This is a genomic window from uncultured Succinivibrio sp. (assembly GCF_902756765.1).
Lineage (GTDB): Bacteria > Pseudomonadota > Gammaproteobacteria > Enterobacterales > Succinivibrionaceae > Succinivibrio.
This window is the reverse complement of sequence record NZ_CACVSS010000021.1, coordinates 12,944-30,338: the sequence shown is the minus strand read 5'-3', so window position 1 is coordinate 30,338 and position 17,395 is coordinate 12,944. Positions and strand designations below refer to the sequence as shown.

The following is a 17,395-nucleotide window of genomic DNA, read 5'->3' as shown; positions in this document are numbered from 1 at the left end:
TCCTTACAGTAGATTACTGGTTATATAACTGATTCTTATTATTTCTGAGTTTTTTATGATGTCTGACTGGTTAAGTGAATTACGAATTAAAACTCTTCTTTTGTCCTTCACCAATTGCGCAGTGGGCTGTGCTCTCGGTTTCTACTACGGTGTGGTTTCTCTCTATACTGTGGCTGCAGCAGTGTTTATTCTGGCAACAGGTGTGCTGTTGCAGATTCTTAGCAACTTTGCAGATGATTATGGTGATGCCCATCTCTCTGACTCAGCTGAGAAAAGCCATGGGAACAGTTACCGTAGCTGCAACCATCTGCGGAATGATTGCGCTTTATATGTGTCTGGGCCACGATCTTCAGGCTTTATCCTGGTTTGTGTTCCTTGGAGTGCTGGCTATTCTGGCCGCAATCTTCTATACCATCGGTTTTGCCTATGGCTATAAGGGATTTGGTGATATTGCCGTCTTTATATTTTTTGGCCTTGCAGCAGTAATCGGTTCTCAGCTTCTGGTTCTTGGAGCCAGTGGTCAGCCTGTGGATATCTTCCCTGATTCCATTTATCTGGCCTGTGCTATAGGTATCCATTCGGTAATGATTCTGCATATATCAGCCATGAGAGATATTGATGAGGACCGTACTACCGGCAAGAAAACTGTGGCGGCAAGACTGGGCCATAGGCTCTCAGCCCTTTATCTTGCAGTAATGTTTGTAGTTTCTTCGATGCTGTCAATTGGGGCCTGTCTGACTTCTCACAAACTCTGGGAGTGTTCTATTCTCGCTGTAGCTTTAATTCCTCTTTTAGCTTCCACCTACAGAGCCTTCATTCACTGCAACGACGGCAATAAGGTTGCAAAAGAGCGTAAGTACAGCTTAATCGGTATTGCTATCCACAATGTAGCCTGGATTATCATTCTGGTGATTGATTTCTGGTTTTATTACTAAATCTGGTTTTCAACATTGAGATTTGAATCAACCCTGAGCAGGGATCCTCTAGTTGCTTGGAACAAACGGAAACAGGAAAGGCTGAGACAAAAATCTCGGCCTTTTTTATAACTTATAGAAGGTTCTGGTAAAGCACAGCAGTACAGGTAGAATCTCAAGACGTCCTAAAATCATGTCACAGCTGAAAAGCAGACACAGAGCATCTGAAATCTGGCTGAAGTTGGTGGATGGGTTTAAGGTTGTACCCATGGCAGGACCAATGTTTGACAGACAGGAGATGGTTGCGGTTACCGAGTCTCCAAGATCAAGTCCAAGAATAGAGGCGATAACTGAGGAAACTGCAAGCAGGGCAATATAGGACACCATGTAGGTGATAACTGCAGACAGGGTTCCAGGATCAATAACCTTACCTTTGAATCTTGGTTCACTGACAATATGTGGGTGGATCAGTTTTAACAGCTGAGTCTTGTACATTGAGAAGCATATCTGTAGACGGAAGGTCTTGATACCTCCAGAGGTTGAACCAGAGCAGCCTCCGATTGCCAGAATAAAGAGGAATGCCATGGAGGCAAAATGATTCCACAGGGTGAAATCCTCCAGACCGAAACCGGTAGTGGAGGTAATAGCCACAACGTTGAATAGTGAGATTCTGAAGGCCTTTTCTATACTGTAATCATTTTTGAATACCAGTGATACAGCAACACTTATGGCAATAACCAGATTGATCATCAGAAAGCCACGAACCTGCTGATCTTTGAAGAACTGCAGATAATTACCTGCAAGCGAAGAGAGAATCAGCATGAAAGGACAGCTTGAAATAAACATGAAGATGATTGCAGTGTACTGAATAAACGGGGTGGTTCCGTTCATGGACATATCAGTAGGAGTCATACCACCAGTTGCCACTGTACTCATGGCAGTCGTTATCGCTCTGAACAGATCAAAGCCGCCTACCACATACAGGAAGGTACACAGTCCAAGGATGGCGATGTACCAGATGATAAGTGACAGAGCCATGATCTTAATGTGAGGGGTATATTTTGCAGAATCGTCAAATGAGCTAGATTCGGTTCTGAAAATACTCATTCCACCCATTGCTGAAATAGGAAGAATGATAACTGCCAATGCCACGAATCCGACGCCTCCAACATACTGCAGAATTGCTCTCCACAGCAGGATGGCATTAGGTCTTGAATCAAGGTTGGTAATTACCGTTGAACCAGTTGTCGACAGCGCAGAGCAGGATTCGTAGATCGCCTTGTAGATATTGATGTCAGGCAGATCATAGTAAAACGGAATTGCCGAAATCAGGGAAACGATAACCCATAGAGAGGTTGTAAACAGGAACAGTACTCGCAGGGATGGATACTGCCCGGCTTTTTTGCCTATCAGATAGAAAATAAAGCTGATGAAGATACTTATGCAGCCAGTAAAGTAAAAGGCAGTGCCGCCTCTGGCCTCGTTGATATGTGCGTATATCGCCGGAATGAAGGTAATCAGTCCGAATACGAATAAGGCCGGAGTAAGTAGCTTTGCTACCAGTCTGAAATCTACAACCACGATGGAATCCAGAATGAATCAGGTCTGAACATTTTAACAAGCTTACGCATCTGAGTATGATCGTCTAAGAAGGCAATTACATGATCCTTCTGTGCAAACACAAAATTCTCGTCAATACGCACAAACTTTCTGTCACGTTTTACAAGCCCAAGTGTAACACCCTTTGGCAGGTTCAGATCAGCTGCTTTCTTGCCGATAATCTTTGAACTGGACTTGGTGCCTTCCAGAATGAACTCAATGGCCTCTGCTTTTCCCTGTCTGAAAAGACTTACCGACTCAACACCTTCCTGTCTGATAGAGGTAAGCATTGCGGAAATAATGGATTCCTTAGGCAGAATCACGGTTCCGATTTCACTGCGCTCGTTGTCTGACAGCTGGAGATACCCTTCAGATTTGATAATTGCTGCAGTCTCAACGTTATGCATTCTTCGCATAATCAGAGAAGACATGATATTGGTTTCATCTGTAGGGGTAGCTGCAATATATAGATCAGTCTTGTCAAGGTTTTCCTCAAGAATGAAATCCATGTCAGTAGGATCTGCGTTAAAAACCTGTACAGAAGAACTGTGAAGATTAATTGCAGAACGCTTTGCTCTCTGAGGATCTGCCTCAATGAGCTTGATGCGATAGTTTTCAGAAAGAATTCTGGCCATGTAATCGGCAATATGAGTACCGCCAGCAATAGTTATATATCTTTTGGAAACCGGCAGGGATCTGAAAGCTCTTAAATGATGCTTGATGTTTTCTCTGATGCAGCAGTAGAAAACCTCATCGCCCTCAACGAAAACCTCGTTTTCCATCTTGGAAAGGTATTTTTCTCTGCCTTTTTCATCTTTTCTGTAGATAGCCATTACTACAGCATCAGCTGCATCGAATTTATTGAAATCTGCAACCAGTTTTCCACAGAGCTTACCGTCCGCTGTAACCTTGGTACTTACAACTACAAGAGAACCGTTACAGAAGGCTCCGTAGGCATTAATTCCAGGGAAATCCACCTTTGCCTTGATAATCTTGGTGACCTCGTCCTCTGTGGCAATGATATGATCGATTGGAATTCCATCCTTGCCGAAAAGAGTATTTCTTTCCTCAAGATAGTCATGAGCACGCAGACGGGCAATTGTTCTGGTGGTTTTAAACAGGAAGTGAGCCACTGAACAGGCGGTGATATTGGTTTCATCGTCAGAGGTGGTGGCCACCAGCAGTTCTGTATTCTTTGCTCCTGCCTTACGCAGCGTTTCTGGAGATGCAGGATTGCCTACCACAACACGAAGATCAATACGGTTGGCAATCTCAGCCAGCTTGTCTGATGCAGTATCCGCAATGGTCACTGCATGACCGGCATTAACAAGGTATTTTGCAAGCTCTAAACTTACATCACCGGAACCTAAAATAATGATCTTCATATATGGTTATTCTTTAATAAATCTTGCGTAGAAGAATCCGTCAGCGTTTAATTCACCAGGAAGTCTCTGATAAGTCTCAACTTCATTCCCATTCATTATAAATGGAAGAAGCCTTGCATCAGTATGACGGTTTAAAAAACTTCTAACCTGCTCAATGTTTTCTCGTTTCAGAATAGAACAGGTGGTATAGACAAGGATGCCTCCCTTTTTAAGTTTGGCAAAGGCATTATCCAGAATCTTCTCCTGGGTCTGTACCAGTTTTTCAATATCTTTCTGTCTGCGGAGCCATTTAATGTCGGGATGTCTTCTGATGACACCTGTTCCTGAACAAGGTGCATCCACCAGAATTCGGTCAAATTCTCCTTCAATGCCGTTGAGAGACTCTGAGGCATCTATCTGTTTTAAGACAGGATTTCTGTTAAGTCTGGATAGACCGCGCCTGGTTTCCTCAAGGCGTTTCTCATCAATATCGCAGGAAATAAGATCAATATCCTTTGCCAAATCAAGGATATGTGCAGATTTGCCTCCAGGAGCTGCACAGGTGTCCAGTACTCTCATACCGTCTTTCAGGTCTAAAAGCGGTGCTGCCATCTGGGCAGATATATCCTGAACGGCAACATAGCCCTGTTCAAAGTAAGGAAGTCTTGAGACGTGTTCTGGCTCATCGAGAAGAACAGCTGAAGGACACTGCTCAACAGCACTTGCCCCAATCTCTTTTTTCTCTAGGCACTTTAAATAATCCTCGGTGGAGATTTTTGAGTTCTCTACACGCAGATACATTGGAGGATGAACATTGGAGTTCTTCATGATCTCCAGTACCTCATCTTCAGTGTAGGTAGAAGATAGCTCATCAAATAGCCATTTTGGGAAAGAGTGCTCAACACATGGATCTGAACTGTGAACCAGATGAGCTCCCTCTCGCAGGAATCTTCTTAAGACTGCGTTTACAACACCGGTGAACTTCCTGCACTTTATTAAATCACAGGCTCCAACGGTTGCTGCAACTACCGCATGAGCAGGAGAACGGGTAAAGATAATCTGGTACAGCGCACAGATTATCAGAGTTCTTACCTGATTGAATCTCTGGTTGATTCCTCTGTCCAGAAGCTCTGAGGCGGTGGTGGACAGCAGTCTTTTATGACGCAGGGTTCCGTAGACTATTTCCTGTACAAAGGCTCTGTCTCTGTCATCGAGATCCTTTGTATACATAGGCAGAGCGGTACTAAGTGAATTACCTTCCTCAACTGCATTTACACACAGAGCGGCAGCTGCTCTTGACTGAGATCCTGAGGCAATTACCGGCTTTGAAAAAGAAGGTTTGCGTTTTGTATTAGAAGGACGTGACTTGTATGGTCCTTTTCTTTGAATATCAGACAAATCTATTTCCTACACTAAAAACATCTTTCTTTGATCTTGCAATGTCAGCAGCCTTAACCGGACCCTTTCCTGGAGCCTGAATGGTTATAAGCTTGATCTGGCCGTGGGCACAGGCAACATTGATTCCCTCTTTATCGACACTGACAATACTGCCAGGCTCAAGGCTGCTGTCTTCGTTTACAACAGCAGTATCAAAGAGTTTGTATTTGACATCATTCAGGGTTGAGGTTGCAACCGGCCAAGGATTTAAGCCTCGGATAAGACGGCTTACAGCTTTTGCATCCTGATTGAAGTTTACAGAAGCTTCCTCTTTTGAAATCTTGGCTGCATAGGTAACCTTAGACTCATCCTGAGGAGTTGCAGTTGCCGTACCGTCAAGAATAGAAGGCAGAATGTCGATAAGAGTTGAAGCTCCTAAGGCTGCAAGACGGTCAAACAGAGTGCCTGAGGTATCCTCATCAGTGATTTTGGTGGTGGCAATCTTAAATACATCACCGGCATCCAGCTTAAGGCCGATCTTCATGATGGAAACGCCGGTTTCTTCCTCTCCGTCTAAAAGAGCTCTCTGAATTGGAGCTGCGCCGCGGTATTTTGGAAGAATGGACCCGTGAACATTGATACAGCCAAGCTTTGGTGCATCAAGAATTCTCTGTGGAAGAATAATGCCGTAGGCAACCACAATGCAGAGATCCGCATTTAAGGCCTCAAACTGCTGGATATCTTCCTCGTTTTTGAAGTTAACCGGAGTATAGACTTCAATGCCTGCTTCAAGTGCTACCTTTTTAACATCTGAAGGACATAGTTTGTGACCGCGACCTGCAGGACGGTCTGGCTGGGTATATACAGCAACCGGTCTGATGCCTGCCTTTAGCAGTTCCTGAAGATGAACTGCGGCAAAGTCAGGAGTACCTGCAAAAATAATTCTTTTATTCATTTTCTCTAGCTACTCTGCTGCTGCCATTCTTTCTTTTTTCAGTTTCTCAAACTTCTTTTTCAGACGATCTCTTTTCAGTCTTGAAAGCTTATCAATGAACAGCTTTCCTTCAAGATGATCAATCTCATGCTGCAGACAGATTGCAAACAGACCGTCCACGTTTTCAAAAACGCAGTGGTTGCCCTGAAGATCCTGATATTCAACCGTGGCTCTTTCAAATCTTTCAACGGTATCCTGATAGCCTGGAACACTCAGACAGCCTTCCTGTGACTCAACCTTTTCACCTTCAAGCTTCTTTATGACAGGGTTGATGATTACCAGTTTGTTGTTGCCCTGTGAGCCATCCTCCTCAGGGATATCAATAACTACAATACGTTTGTTTACACCGACCTGAGGACCAGCTAGACCGATACCCTCAAACTCATACATGGTATCGAACATATCATCGGTAAGAGTTTTGAGCTCCTCATTGAATTCTGTGACCTCTGTGCAAGGTTTTCTTAGGATATCATCTGGATAAGTAATTACTTCGCGAATAGCCATTGTCATTCCTTTATGTAGACAAACACTCCTTATATGTAAAGGAGTAATCCAAACTTAAAACTTCTCTTTTTTGTAAACAAAACAATATATTCAGAGAAAACAGTCGCGCTAATTTTACCATTGAAAAGTCTATTTTGCGCATTTTCCGGGATTCTCCTGCAAAAAGAAATCGTCATTTCAGAAAAAAGCTTATGTATTAGAGAGTTATCTCGACGCAAACTTTAAAAATTTTACTTTTTTGCTACGAGAAATAATCCATGTCAAATTAAGTAGTAAAATGTGCGCCATGAAAGATTATTCTCAGTACGATCATTTAAAGGAAGGGGATGCCTGTCCCTTATGCGGCCAGAAACTGGTTTTAAGACATTCCAATCACGGTGATTTTCTGGGCTGCTCAGATTATCCGTCCTGTTCATTCCTAAAACCTGTAGCTGTATCTCACTCGGTTATTACTTTAGGTGAGGTTGGGGCTCCCTGTCCATCCTGCGGTGAACCTCTATTAGTCAAGAAAGGCCGTTTCGGTATCTTTATCGGCTGTTCAAACTATCCTGAGTGTACCTATGTGCATAATCCTCAGGAGAGTGTGAAGATTACCTGTCCGGTCTGCAGAAAAAGTGAACTGCACCAGCGTACATTACGCTCCGGACGTGTTTTCTACGCATGCGGTAATTTCCCGGACTGTAAATTTTCAACTCCGGGCAAGCCAGTAGAGCGCGTCTGTGAGGTTTGCTCCTTTCCTCTGATGTTTGAAAAGAAATTCAAAAGAGGTATAGGGCTTGTCTGTGCAAATGCTCTATGTGAGAGCAGAAAGAAACGCAAGCACATAATCATTCGTCCTAACTCTTAAGCGTGATACAATTCACAGAGTTTTTTTAGGAGATTTCACTGATGTCTAACGCTTTTGTATCAATTATTATGGGCTCTGATTCTGATTTACCTCTACTTGAGAATACCATGGCCATTCTAAAGGGCTTTGGAATCCGCTATGAGGCCAGAGTTGCATCAGCTCACCGTACCCCTGATGTTGTATCCTCATATGTTGCAGATGCAGAAAAGAGAGGCTGTGCTGTATTCATCGGTGCTGCAGGTTTAGCAGCTCATCTTGCCGGTGCCATTGCCGCCAGAACCACAAGACCTGTAATCGGTATTCCTTGTGACGGAGGTCCTCTAAGCGGCATAGATGCTTTATACTCAACTGTTCAGATGCCTGGCGGAATCCCTGTTGCAACAGTAGCTGTAGGCAAGGCCGGAGCAAAGAACGCTGCTTATCTTGCAGCTCAGATCCTTGCTTTAACCGATCCTGAGATTGATGCCAAGGTTAAGGCTGACAGAAAGGCAGCCAGTGAAGAAGTAATGAAGAAAGATCTGAAACTTCAGGAAAAACTTGTAAATATCTAATGTCTACTATATTTACTGACAGTATTGAACAGGCAGCTTCAGTTATTGCCTCGGGCGGTGTTATTGTATGTCCGTCCGAAGGTGTATACGGAATAAGCTGCTCTGTTTTTAATGAGGCGGCAGTAAAAAGAATTATTGCCATCAAACACAGAAGCTCAGCCAAGGGCCTAATCATTGTTGACAGCTCACTTGAATACCTCAGGGAATACCTTGATGAATCGAGAGTTGACGACAGAGCCATGGCTTTAATGGATGGAATGTGGCCAGGTCCTCATACCTTTGTGGTTCCGGTGATTGACGAATTTAAGAATGCAGCGGTAAGAGATGATCACACTGCCGGTGTAAGAATCTCTGCTTTCAGACCTTTTGCAGAGATCTGCTCAAAGGCCAGGACTCCTATAGTCTCAACCAGTGCCAATATATCCGGGGAGAGTGCCACCTGCGATCTTGAATCCATTGATCCCCGCATAACCGATAATGTTGATCTGGTTTTAACCCTCCCTTGCGGTGGGCTTTCAGCTTCAACCTCTATCTACAATACATTAACACATACCCTGATAAGACAGGGACCGATGTGGGAAGAAAAACTTAAGAAAATATCGTAATTCTCTTACAAGACAATAAGGTGCAAAGATGAGTAATACTGATAAATATGCTGTTCTTGGAAATCCGATTGAACATTCGATGTCTCCTCTTCTGCACGAGTTTTTTGCTCAGAAGACCGGTCAGGAGCTGTGCTATGGCAGGATCCTGGTTGAAGCCGGTACCTTTGAGAAAACTGTAAGAGATTTTTTTAAAAACGGTGGCCGCGGCTGTAATGTTACTGTGCCATGTAAGCTTGATGCCTATAAGCTTGCAGACAGTCTGAGTGATTATGCTAAGGCTGCAGGTGCAGTGAATACCCTGAAGGTGATGGAAGATGGTTCTATCTACGGTGATAACACTGATGGACGCGGATTAGTCTATGATTTAAAAAGACTTTCCTGCCCTCTTACAGATGCCAAAATCCTGATTATCGGTGCAGGCGGAGCCGCCAAGGGAATTCTGCTGCCTATTCTTAATGAATCTCCAAAGGAGATTGTAATTGCCAACAGAACCGTAGCCAAGGCTCAATCTCTCGCCTCATTGTATCCTTATAAGGTCAAAGGCTGTGGTTTTGAGGAGCTTGATGGTTCATTTGATCTGATTATCAATGCCTCTTCATCCTCCCTAAGCGGAGAACTTCCTCCTGTAAAGGATGAAATAATTGAGAAAGCTCAGGCTGTTTATGATTTAATGTATTCTAAGACAGCACAGACAACCTTTACACAAAAGGCTTTATCATTAAATGTTCCAAAGGTCAGTGACGGATTTGGTATGCTGATAGGGCAGGCTATCCTGAGCTTTGAGCTCTGGAGAGGTGTAAAGCCTGATTTTGATACCGCTATTAAAAAGTTTCGCCCATGCTAAAGATTCAGATAGAAGATAATTCTCCCTTTAAAGAATCAGCTCAGGCTGTAATGGCTTATATTGAAAGTCATGCTCTGAGCTTTGAGAATGATCTTCTCCTGAAGGTCGGACAGAAGATCGTGCTTGAACTGTCTGATGATTCAATTACTCCTCAGGACTTTGAGATTGATCTTTTCAGAGACAAACTTCTTTGGAGACTGTCTCACAGCGGAAAAAACTCGGAGGCTGTGTGCAGAGCAGTAATTGGTAAAACTGTAAAGCCTCTGGTGTTTGATGCCACCGCAGGTCTTGGCCGTGAGAGTATTATTCTGCAATCAGCTGGCTGTCAGGTTTACATGTTTGAACGTAATCCCGTGATCTGGCTGCTTTTAAAATCTGCCATGACTCATGCTGAGAATAATACCGACATTCTATCTTCTCTTAAAAACGGTCTTCCACATCTGACCTCTTTAGGTTCTGTGGCTGAGCAGCTAAGTCGAGGTGAGAAATTACCTGAACCGGAGGTGATTTACTACGATCCTATGTTTCCTCAGAGAACCAAAAGTGCTCTGGTGAAAAAGGATATGAGAGTTTTCCATGAGATTGTTGGCTTTGATCAGGATACCACCGAGTATGCTAATTTTCTTCTGACGGTGGCAAAGCATCATCTGGTGGTTAAACGACCTTCCAATGAACCACCGCTGGAACTGAATCTCAGAAGAAGCAGCTTTGTTGACGGCAAGGCCTGTCGTTTTGACTGCTACTTCTGCGGAAACTAGTCGTTAAGAGCCTCGAAACCTGCGCTGTAGAACATAGCAAGATTCTGCTTGTTTCCTCTGATATAGTTATACAGTTCCTGGGTTTTATCTGATCTGTCTGTACTTATGATGTAGTAGTACACAGGTGAATAGTATTCGTGAGGAACATACCAGTAAGAACCGGTAGTCTGACCGTTCTTCATAATCAGAGGTTTTGTAATAAAACCAGTCTGAATATTGTTGTTTTTCAGCAGTGAGAAAATCTGATACTCGTGCTCTGCACGATAGATGGCATTATTCTTTTTAAGATATTCAGTAGGAAAATCCTTTCTCTTTATTACCTCAGTTGCAGCAAAACCGACTGTGGTGAGACTGTCTTTTGGAAGTGCCAGTGATTTTAGTTTCCTGTTAATGATCACGTTAATGTTATCCTTTAGCAGGAACTTGTTGTTAGACCAGAGGATCAGAGGGGCCTTAACAAGTCTTGCGACACTGTTCTGGGTAATTTTCCCTTCTTTGATTAGATTTGCAGGTAATCTTTCTTCGTTGGTGATAATCACGTTGCATTTGCCTCGATAATAAATAGCACGTGACTCAATATCCTGCATGGTACCGAAATAGCTGTTAAAGGTAATCTTAGAATCTTCTCTGATCCCTTCAACTGCTGAGTAAACCTGAGGAACTCCGCATATCTCAGGAATATCATCTGAGGCGTTTACTGAAGTGAATACTGCAGAAAGCAGTAGTAATCCGATTTGTCTGATAATTCTAGTTTGCATATAAAGTTTTCAATTGTAATTGTGAATTAGTGCGTTATTTATTTTACCGCTTAAAACATAGAGTTAGCCTAATATCCTGATTTTTATTTGAAGAGTTTCTTTTCACACAGGATCAGTCTCTTTGTAATCTCCTCGCTTGAACCTGCTCGTCTTAATTTGTCTGCAAATCCTGGTTCACTTAAGATTAGTGACAGGTTTGCAAGAATGCTGATATGAGATTTTCCGTCATCAGGAACAGCAATCAGGAAGAACAGATCACAAGGCTTGTTATCCAGAGCTCCGCAGTTAATAGGTCTTGAAAGTGATGCTACTGCTACTGCAGAACGGTTAACAAAAGAACCTCTGGCATGGGGAATAGCAATTCCGTGTGCGATTCCTGCTGGATTCTGTTCCATTTTCTCTTTTATTGCCTTTAGGAAATCATGTTTTGAGTTGATAGCTCTGACCATGGACAGTCTGTCGGTCAGTACATGAATAATCTCATCTAAAGACTGTGCTTTAAGGTTATAGATTACGCTGTTTTCATCAAGAGCATATCTAACGGAGTTCAGATTTGATTTCGCTGAGTTTCTGTTTGCTCCGAAGTGGGTGATTGCATTGAGGATTTTTTCAAAGAAACTTCCGTGAAGTTTATAGTAATGGGTATAGATAACCATCATGCCGATTGTGCATACACACACCACAACCATACAGATATTGACAGAGTTGAAGAGCAGATTCTCATCAAGTCCTGTTGAGGTAAAAAGTGAAGCGTATGCCGAGCCCTGAGTTGCGAAAATCATAGCTGCCAGAGAGCCGAATTTTGCGGATACAATCTGAACCGAGAAATTCATACATTCAGAACGGCAGCCAAACTTGAATTCTCCATAATCAATACAGTCTGCAGTCATAACTGTAGTTGAGGCCTGAGACAGACAGAATCCCAGAGCGAGCAGACAAATCAGGAAACTCAGTGATCCCATGGTAAGTCTGGCTGTTGTATGTATTGCATAAAGAGTCAGAAATGAAAGCAGAATCAGCAGAGTAGAGAATATGAAAATCTGTCTGCGTGAGGTGTATTTAACTAAATGGTGGAAAGAGCAGTAAGTCAGCAGACTTACAACCAGCCATGGAACCTGTATATAGAAAAAGATCTCGTCATCGGATGGCACGTGATGAATGGTGATGGCAAAGAAGTTCTGATAACCTACAAAAACACACAGACAGGTCTGCTGAAGCAGTGTCAGGAAGAAAATAATCATCAGCTGATCATTTCCAAAGAAGGTTGATGCTGCCTCTTTTGCTCTGACTACCTTTCGCTTTGGTTCTTCCATGTCGAAGAATACATAGAACAGTATTGCACTTATGAAGGTAATTCCTGCCACATACCAGGAAACACTTCTGAATAGATTCTCATTTAGGGGAGAATAAATATGATCCGGTACCCCCTGATCCTGGTAAATAATGAAATATGCCAGAAGCATAACCAGAACGAAGCCAACAACAGCTGATGCTCTGACAATGGCACAGATAATCTCACGGGTTTTGTGGTCTGAACCGAAAATTGAGGTTATAGACCAGGATGGAATATCTATGAGAGAAAAAGTCAGAGCCCACATCAGGTACATGAAGATGGCGTAGATTACCTGTACAGACTGATGCATGTAAGGAATATCAAACATCTGGAGCAGGACTGCGGAATTAAGGATACCACCTGCCAGTACGGTCATTCTGAACTTGTTGTATTTAAATACATCGGCACATAAATCAATAAGCATGCCGATAAAGGGCTCCTTAATAACATCAACGAGCTTAATAATCAGGAAGATTGGAATGATATATATGGATGAAAGATCCAGAACTGTTGTCAGATATAGATAGTAAAAGGATAGCACGAACATATAGATCGCATCTCTGGCAAAGCCAACGATGGCGTATGGAAGTGCCCATTTCAAGGATACCTGATTGTTCATAAAAATGAATTGATATTGTGTGTTAAAAAAATATTGGCCTTCGATCTTAAAAAAGAGGGAAGGCCGCTAATTTTATAGGTTAATAATTATTCTACAGTAACTGATTTTGCCAGGTTACGAGGCTGATCAACATCGGTACCGTTGATAACAGCACAGTGGTATGAAAGTAACTGCAGTGGAATAGTAAATAAAATAGGCTGCAGAATTTCAGGGCAGTCTGGAAGAGACAGCATGTTGGTCTGACCATCTGACTTAATGACGGTGGTTCCTGACTTGAAAATATAAAGCTGTGCTCCACGGGCTCTAACTTCTTCAACGTTGGAGATAAGCTTATCCATCAGTGAATTATCTGGAGCAACCACAACTACAGGCATATTCTTGTCAATCAGTGCAATAGGACCGTGTTTCAGTTCGCCTGCAGCATAACCTTCAGCATGGATGTAGCTGATTTCCTTTAGCTTCAGTGCTCCTTCAAGGGCAATTGGGTACATAACACCGCGGCCTAGGAACAGGCAGTGGTGCTTGCCAGAGAACTGCTCTGACAGCTCGGAAATGGACTTGTCACAGGAAAGGAATTCCTCTGCCAGAGATGGCAGTTTGCGTATTGCTTCAATGATTTCATGATTCTTTTCTGCACTGATTGAACCGTTCTGTTTGCCGATAATCAGAGCAAGGATCAGAAGTGACAGCAGCTGAGTGGTGAAAGCCTTGGTTGAAGCAACACCGATTTCTGCTCCGGCCTTGGTAAACAGAGTAAAATCTGACTCTCGTACTAAAGAGGATCCGTTTACGTTACAGATAGACAGTGTCTTGGTGTAATTCTGTTCTTTAGCAAGTCTTAATGAGGCCAGAGTATCTGCAGTTTCACCTGACTGTGAAATTGTAATGAACAGACTGTTGTCTCTTACAACGGCTTTTCTGTAACGGTACTCTGAGGCAATTTCAACATTGGTGGAGATTCCGGTTAACTCTTCAAGCCAGTATCTGCCGACAAGTCCTGCATGGTAGGAGGTACCGCAGGCTACAATCTGAATGCTGCTGATGTCACGGAAGGTGTTTTCATCTGCACCTACAACTGTCTCTAAAGAGATATCGTCTCCGTTTAATCTGCCTAACAGAGTATTTCTTAGAGACTGTGGCTGCTCATAAATCTCTTTCTGCATGAAGTGGCGGAACTTGCCCTTTGAAATGCTTTCTGCATCAAGATCAGACTCAATAACCTGCTTTTCAATGATGTTTCCTTCAAGATCGAATACCTTGACCTCGTCGGTTGTTAATACGGCAATCTCATTTTCCTCAAGATAAATGAATCTGCGGGTAACAGGAAGCAGAGCCAGAGTGTCTGAGGCAATGAAGTTCTCACCGATACCAAGACCGATAATCAGAGGAGAACCGGAACGTGCAGTATATAGTCTGCTAGGATCGTTCTTATCGATAAGAGCAAGACCGAAAGAACCTTTAACTTCCTTTAAAGCCTTTTTGAAAGCTTCAAAAATAGATGAGCTGTTCTTTAGGTGGCTGTGGATCAGGCATACCAGAACCTCAGTATCTGTCTGAGACTTGAACTGATATCCCTTTTTAAGTAAATCTTCTTTTATGGTGGCGAAATTTTCAATGATGCCGTTGTGTACCAGAGCCAGATTCTCACAGATATGAGGATGTGCATTTGCCTCTGATGGAATTCCGTGGGTTGCCCATCTGGTGTGTGCAATACCGATAAAGCCAGGACAGCCTTTCTCTTTTACAGCTTCCTTAAGATTCTTAACCTTGCCTGTGGTTTTGATACAGTGCTGAATGCCGTCACTGATAGTACAGATACCTGCACTGTCATAACCGCGATATTCCAGTCTTGAAAGTCCTTCTAACAGAATCTGAGATACGTTACGCTGAGCAATAGCACCAACAATTCCACACATAAAAAACTAATCCTTACAAAAAATTTTTCCCAATTTCGTGATCAGCTTGGTATTTTATCAGAATTTCTGCTGAAATTTGCAGTAAAAAAATTGCTTTATGTATTGAACTGAATGGGTATGGGCAGAAAATGCTGTATAACTTATTCACTTTTCAGAGAAAAGCTCGAAAACTGAAAAAAATAAGCGCCAGATTAAAAAGATCTGGCGCCTGTTTTTGGGTAGAAACTACTTTTTGATTTTGCGTGGTCTTGGGTAGTTGTCAATTACAGTAGCCTGAGCGCGGGTGATGATTAATGCGCCTTCCTCAGACTTGATTCGGTGGGTAACTGTGGTTCCTGCACCAATGGTAACCCCATTCTTTACGGTAACCGGAGCCACCAGCTGAGTGTCGGATCCCACGAATACATCGTCACCGATTACGGTCTTGAACTTGTTTGCTCCATCATAGTTGCAGGTGATGGTACCAGCACCGATATTAACATCCTTACCAATTTCAGCATCACCAAGATATGACAGGTGTCCTGCTTTGGTACCGACACCAAGGTGAGCCTTCTTGCATTCTACGAAGTTGCCTACGTGTACATTGTCCTCAAGTACATTGCCAGGACGCAGTCTTGCAAATGGTCCGATGGTAGCAGCCTTCTTAATCTCGGAATCCTCAAGTACAGAGTAAGGAGAGATTACAGAGCCATCGCCGATGGTGCAGTTTCTGATTACACAGCCGGCACAGATCTTAACGTTACTGCCAAGCACCACCTTTCCTTCAAAGATACAGTTGATGTCGATGAATACGTCATCACCGCAGGTTAATTCACCGCGGACATCGATACGCTCTGGATCAGCAAGAGTAACACCTTCAACCATCAGTTTCTCAGCCTGAGTTTTCTGGTACAGTCTTTCAACAAAGGCAAGCTGTGGCTTTGAATTAACACCGGAGAGAATGTCAAAATCAGGAGCAATCAGAATGTTTACTGCTTTTCCCTCTGCAGAAAGCTGGCCGGATAAATCGGTCAGGTAGTATTCACCCTGAGCGTTGTTGTTCTTAAGCTTAGGCAGATACTCCTTCAGCACAGAAGCCTTGCAGACAATCATGCCGGTGTTGACCTCGGTAATCTTTTTCTGCTCGTCACTGGCATCTTTTTCTTCAACAATAGCCTTAAGCTTGTTGTCACTACCGCGGATGATTCTGCCGTAGCCGAATGGATTTGGTGCAATGGCACTCAGTACGGAGAGCTCATTGCCATCAAGAGAGGCGATAAGATCCTTTAAAAGCTCTGCTGGAGTTAATGGAGTGTCACCGTAAAGTACCAGCACGTCTGAATCATCAGCAACCTTTGGCATGGCACAGTTAACTGCATGACCGGTACCAAGCTGCTCTGCCTGAACAGAAATTGTTACAAGCTTTCTTAATTCATCTGGAAGCTCGTTTATCATCTGCTCAACTTTCTCAGCCATGTGTCCGATAACAACATGAATTGCCTTAGGATTTAAGGCGGCAGAGGTTCTGATTACATGCTCAAGCATTGGACGGTCTGCAACCTTGTGTAAAACTTTTGGAAGTGCAGAGTGCATTCTTTTGCCTTTGCCGGCTGCAAGAATTACGATTTCTAATGACATTTTTTACATACCTTTCTTTAGTTTGGAATTCTTTCGTACTGAATAAATGATGACTGCAATGCCCACCAGTATGAACGGTATGGACAGCAGCTGTCCTACATTGAAGATGGCATTGGTAGAGTAGTCCGCCTGTTCAACCTTGAAAGGCTCAATTGCCATTCTGGCAGTGAAGGTTAAGGTTAGCAGCAGACCTACAATCAGTCCCTGTGGACGGTTTTTTACAAACACATAGATAGCCATCAGGATCAGAAATACTGCAAAGTAGGCGACAGCCTCATAAAGCTGGGCTGGATGACGGGGAAAGCTCTCTCCCAATCTTACAAAGATCACTCCGAAATCTGTATTTGTTGGGATCCCCAGAATCTCTGAGTTGAAGAAGTTGCCGACACGGATAAGTGAACATACCAGCGCGATAGGAACACACAGCATATCTCCCAGTTCAAGGAATCTGTATTTGTTTTTGCGCAGGAAAATCAGGACTGCGATCACCACGCCCAATGAACCGCCGTGGCTTGCAAGTCCGCCCTGCCAGATTTTGAGGATTTCAACTGGATGTGCCAGATAGAAATCAGGTTCGTAGATAAGACAGTGGGCCAGTCTGGCACCGATGACTGTTCCGACAAAAATATACAACAGTAGTTTGTCCAGATCCTCGGTTTTGTAATTTTTCTGTTTAAAAAACAACTGCATAATAATATAGCCGAGGATAAAGCCGAATGAAAAGAACAGTCCATACCAGCGTATAGACAGAGGTCCTGCTGAAAAAGCTACAGGATCTAAGTTGTTAATAAACAT

General features: G+C 43.2%; 16 protein-coding genes. 6 read left to right on the top strand and 10 right to left on the bottom strand.

Going from position 1 to position 17,395, the window contains the following annotated elements:
- Nucleotides 1-239 precede the first annotated feature (239 nt).
- The gene (menA, locus tag QZU45_RS04560; RefSeq protein WP_295352174.1) at nt 240-935 is read left to right on the top strand and encodes a 1,4-dihydroxy-2-naphthoate octaprenyltransferase; all 696 of its coding nucleotides are present in this window, start codon (nt 240-242) and stop codon (nt 933-935) included.
- A 105-nt stretch (nt 936-1,040) separates the two neighbouring features.
- Here the strand turns inward: menA and QZU45_RS04555 are convergent, their stop codons facing one another.
- From QZU45_RS04555 to def, 5 genes are read right to left on the bottom strand one after another with little or no spacing between them, the layout of a single operon-like run.
- Nucleotides 1,041-2,495 carry a TrkH family potassium uptake protein gene (locus QZU45_RS04555; protein ID WP_295352171.1) on the bottom strand — a complete coding sequence of 485 codons (1,455 nt, stop codon included), beginning with the start codon at nt 2,493-2,495 and terminating at the stop codon, nt 1,041-1,043.
- Entirely contained in the window at nt 2,486-3,898 is a 1,413-nt protein-coding gene (trkA, locus tag QZU45_RS04550) for a Trk system potassium transporter TrkA (RefSeq protein WP_295352169.1), read from the bottom strand. Before trkA ends, QZU45_RS04555 begins: the two co-directional genes overlap by 10 nt.
- A 6-nt stretch (nt 3,899-3,904) precedes the next feature.
- Nucleotides 3,905-5,275, bottom strand: coding sequence for a 16S rRNA (cytosine(967)-C(5))-methyltransferase RsmB (rsmB, locus tag QZU45_RS04545; RefSeq protein WP_295352166.1), 1,371 nt, complete (start codon nt 5,273-5,275; stop codon nt 3,905-3,907).
- On the bottom strand, nt 5,268-6,209 hold the full coding sequence (gene fmt / locus QZU45_RS04540; RefSeq protein WP_295352163.1) for a methionyl-tRNA formyltransferase: 942 nt from the start codon (nt 6,207-6,209) through the stop codon (nt 5,268-5,270). Before fmt ends, rsmB begins: the two co-directional genes overlap by 8 nt.
- 9 nt (nt 6,210-6,218) lie before the next feature.
- Complete coding sequence (gene def, locus QZU45_RS04535) at nt 6,219-6,752, bottom strand: peptide deformylase (RefSeq protein ID WP_206735580.1); 534 nt, start codon at nt 6,750-6,752, stop codon at nt 6,219-6,221.
- Between the two features lie 286 nt (nt 6,753-7,038).
- Here def and QZU45_RS04530 point away from each other — a divergent pair, with 286 nt between their 5' ends.
- The 5 genes from QZU45_RS04530 to QZU45_RS04510 are packed head-to-tail and all read left to right on the top strand — an operon-like array spanning nt 7,039 to nt 10,357.
- Complete coding sequence (locus tag QZU45_RS04530; protein WP_295000201.1) at nt 7,039-7,599, top strand: type I DNA topoisomerase; 561 nt, start codon at nt 7,039-7,041, stop codon at nt 7,597-7,599.
- A 41-nt stretch (nt 7,600-7,640) separates the two neighbouring features.
- The gene (purE, locus tag QZU45_RS04525) at nt 7,641-8,150 is read left to right on the top strand and encodes a 5-(carboxyamino)imidazole ribonucleotide mutase (RefSeq protein WP_295352159.1); all 510 of its coding nucleotides are present in this window, start codon (nt 7,641-7,643) and stop codon (nt 8,148-8,150) included.
- Complete coding sequence (locus QZU45_RS04520; RefSeq protein WP_295352156.1) at nt 8,150-8,755, top strand: L-threonylcarbamoyladenylate synthase; 606 nt, start codon at nt 8,150-8,152, stop codon at nt 8,753-8,755. The genes purE and QZU45_RS04520 overlap by 1 nt, the downstream gene beginning before the upstream one ends.
- Nucleotides 8,756-8,783: 28 nt before the next feature.
- Nucleotides 8,784-9,599, top strand: coding sequence for a shikimate dehydrogenase (gene aroE / locus QZU45_RS04515; RefSeq protein ID WP_295352154.1), 816 nt, complete (start codon nt 8,784-8,786; stop codon nt 9,597-9,599).
- On the top strand, nt 9,593-10,357 hold the full coding sequence (locus tag QZU45_RS04510) for a class I SAM-dependent methyltransferase (RefSeq protein ID WP_295352152.1): 765 nt from the start codon (nt 9,593-9,595) through the stop codon (nt 10,355-10,357). The genes aroE and QZU45_RS04510 overlap by 7 nt, the downstream gene beginning before the upstream one ends.
- Here QZU45_RS04510 and QZU45_RS04505 read toward each other — a convergent pair.
- The 5 genes from QZU45_RS04505 to lgt form a co-directional block, all read right to left on the bottom strand.
- Nucleotides 10,354-11,115 carry a substrate-binding domain-containing protein gene (locus tag QZU45_RS04505; RefSeq protein ID WP_295352149.1) on the bottom strand — a complete coding sequence of 254 codons (762 nt, stop codon included), beginning with the start codon at nt 11,113-11,115 and terminating at the stop codon, nt 10,354-10,356. The genes QZU45_RS04510 and QZU45_RS04505 overlap by 4 nt on opposite strands.
- A gap of 83 nt (nt 11,116-11,198) precedes the next feature.
- Nucleotides 11,199-13,067 carry an MFS transporter gene (locus QZU45_RS04500; RefSeq protein ID WP_295352146.1) on the bottom strand — a complete coding sequence of 623 codons (1,869 nt, stop codon included), beginning with the start codon at nt 13,065-13,067 and terminating at the stop codon, nt 11,199-11,201.
- 86 nt (nt 13,068-13,153) lie between these two features.
- Nucleotides 13,154-14,983, bottom strand: coding sequence for a glutamine--fructose-6-phosphate transaminase (isomerizing) (glmS, locus tag QZU45_RS04495; RefSeq protein WP_295352144.1), 1,830 nt, complete (start codon nt 14,981-14,983; stop codon nt 13,154-13,156).
- Nucleotides 14,984-15,208: 225 nt separating this feature from the next.
- Nucleotides 15,209-16,600 (bottom strand): bifunctional UDP-N-acetylglucosamine diphosphorylase/glucosamine-1-phosphate N-acetyltransferase GlmU, encoded by a 1,392-nt coding sequence (glmU, locus tag QZU45_RS04490; RefSeq protein WP_295352142.1) that lies wholly within the window; start codon nt 16,598-16,600, stop codon nt 15,209-15,211.
- A gap of 3 nt (nt 16,601-16,603) precedes the next feature.
- Nucleotides 16,604-17,395 (bottom strand): prolipoprotein diacylglyceryl transferase, encoded by a 792-nt coding sequence (gene lgt / locus QZU45_RS04485; protein ID WP_295000219.1) that lies wholly within the window; start codon nt 17,393-17,395, stop codon nt 16,604-16,606.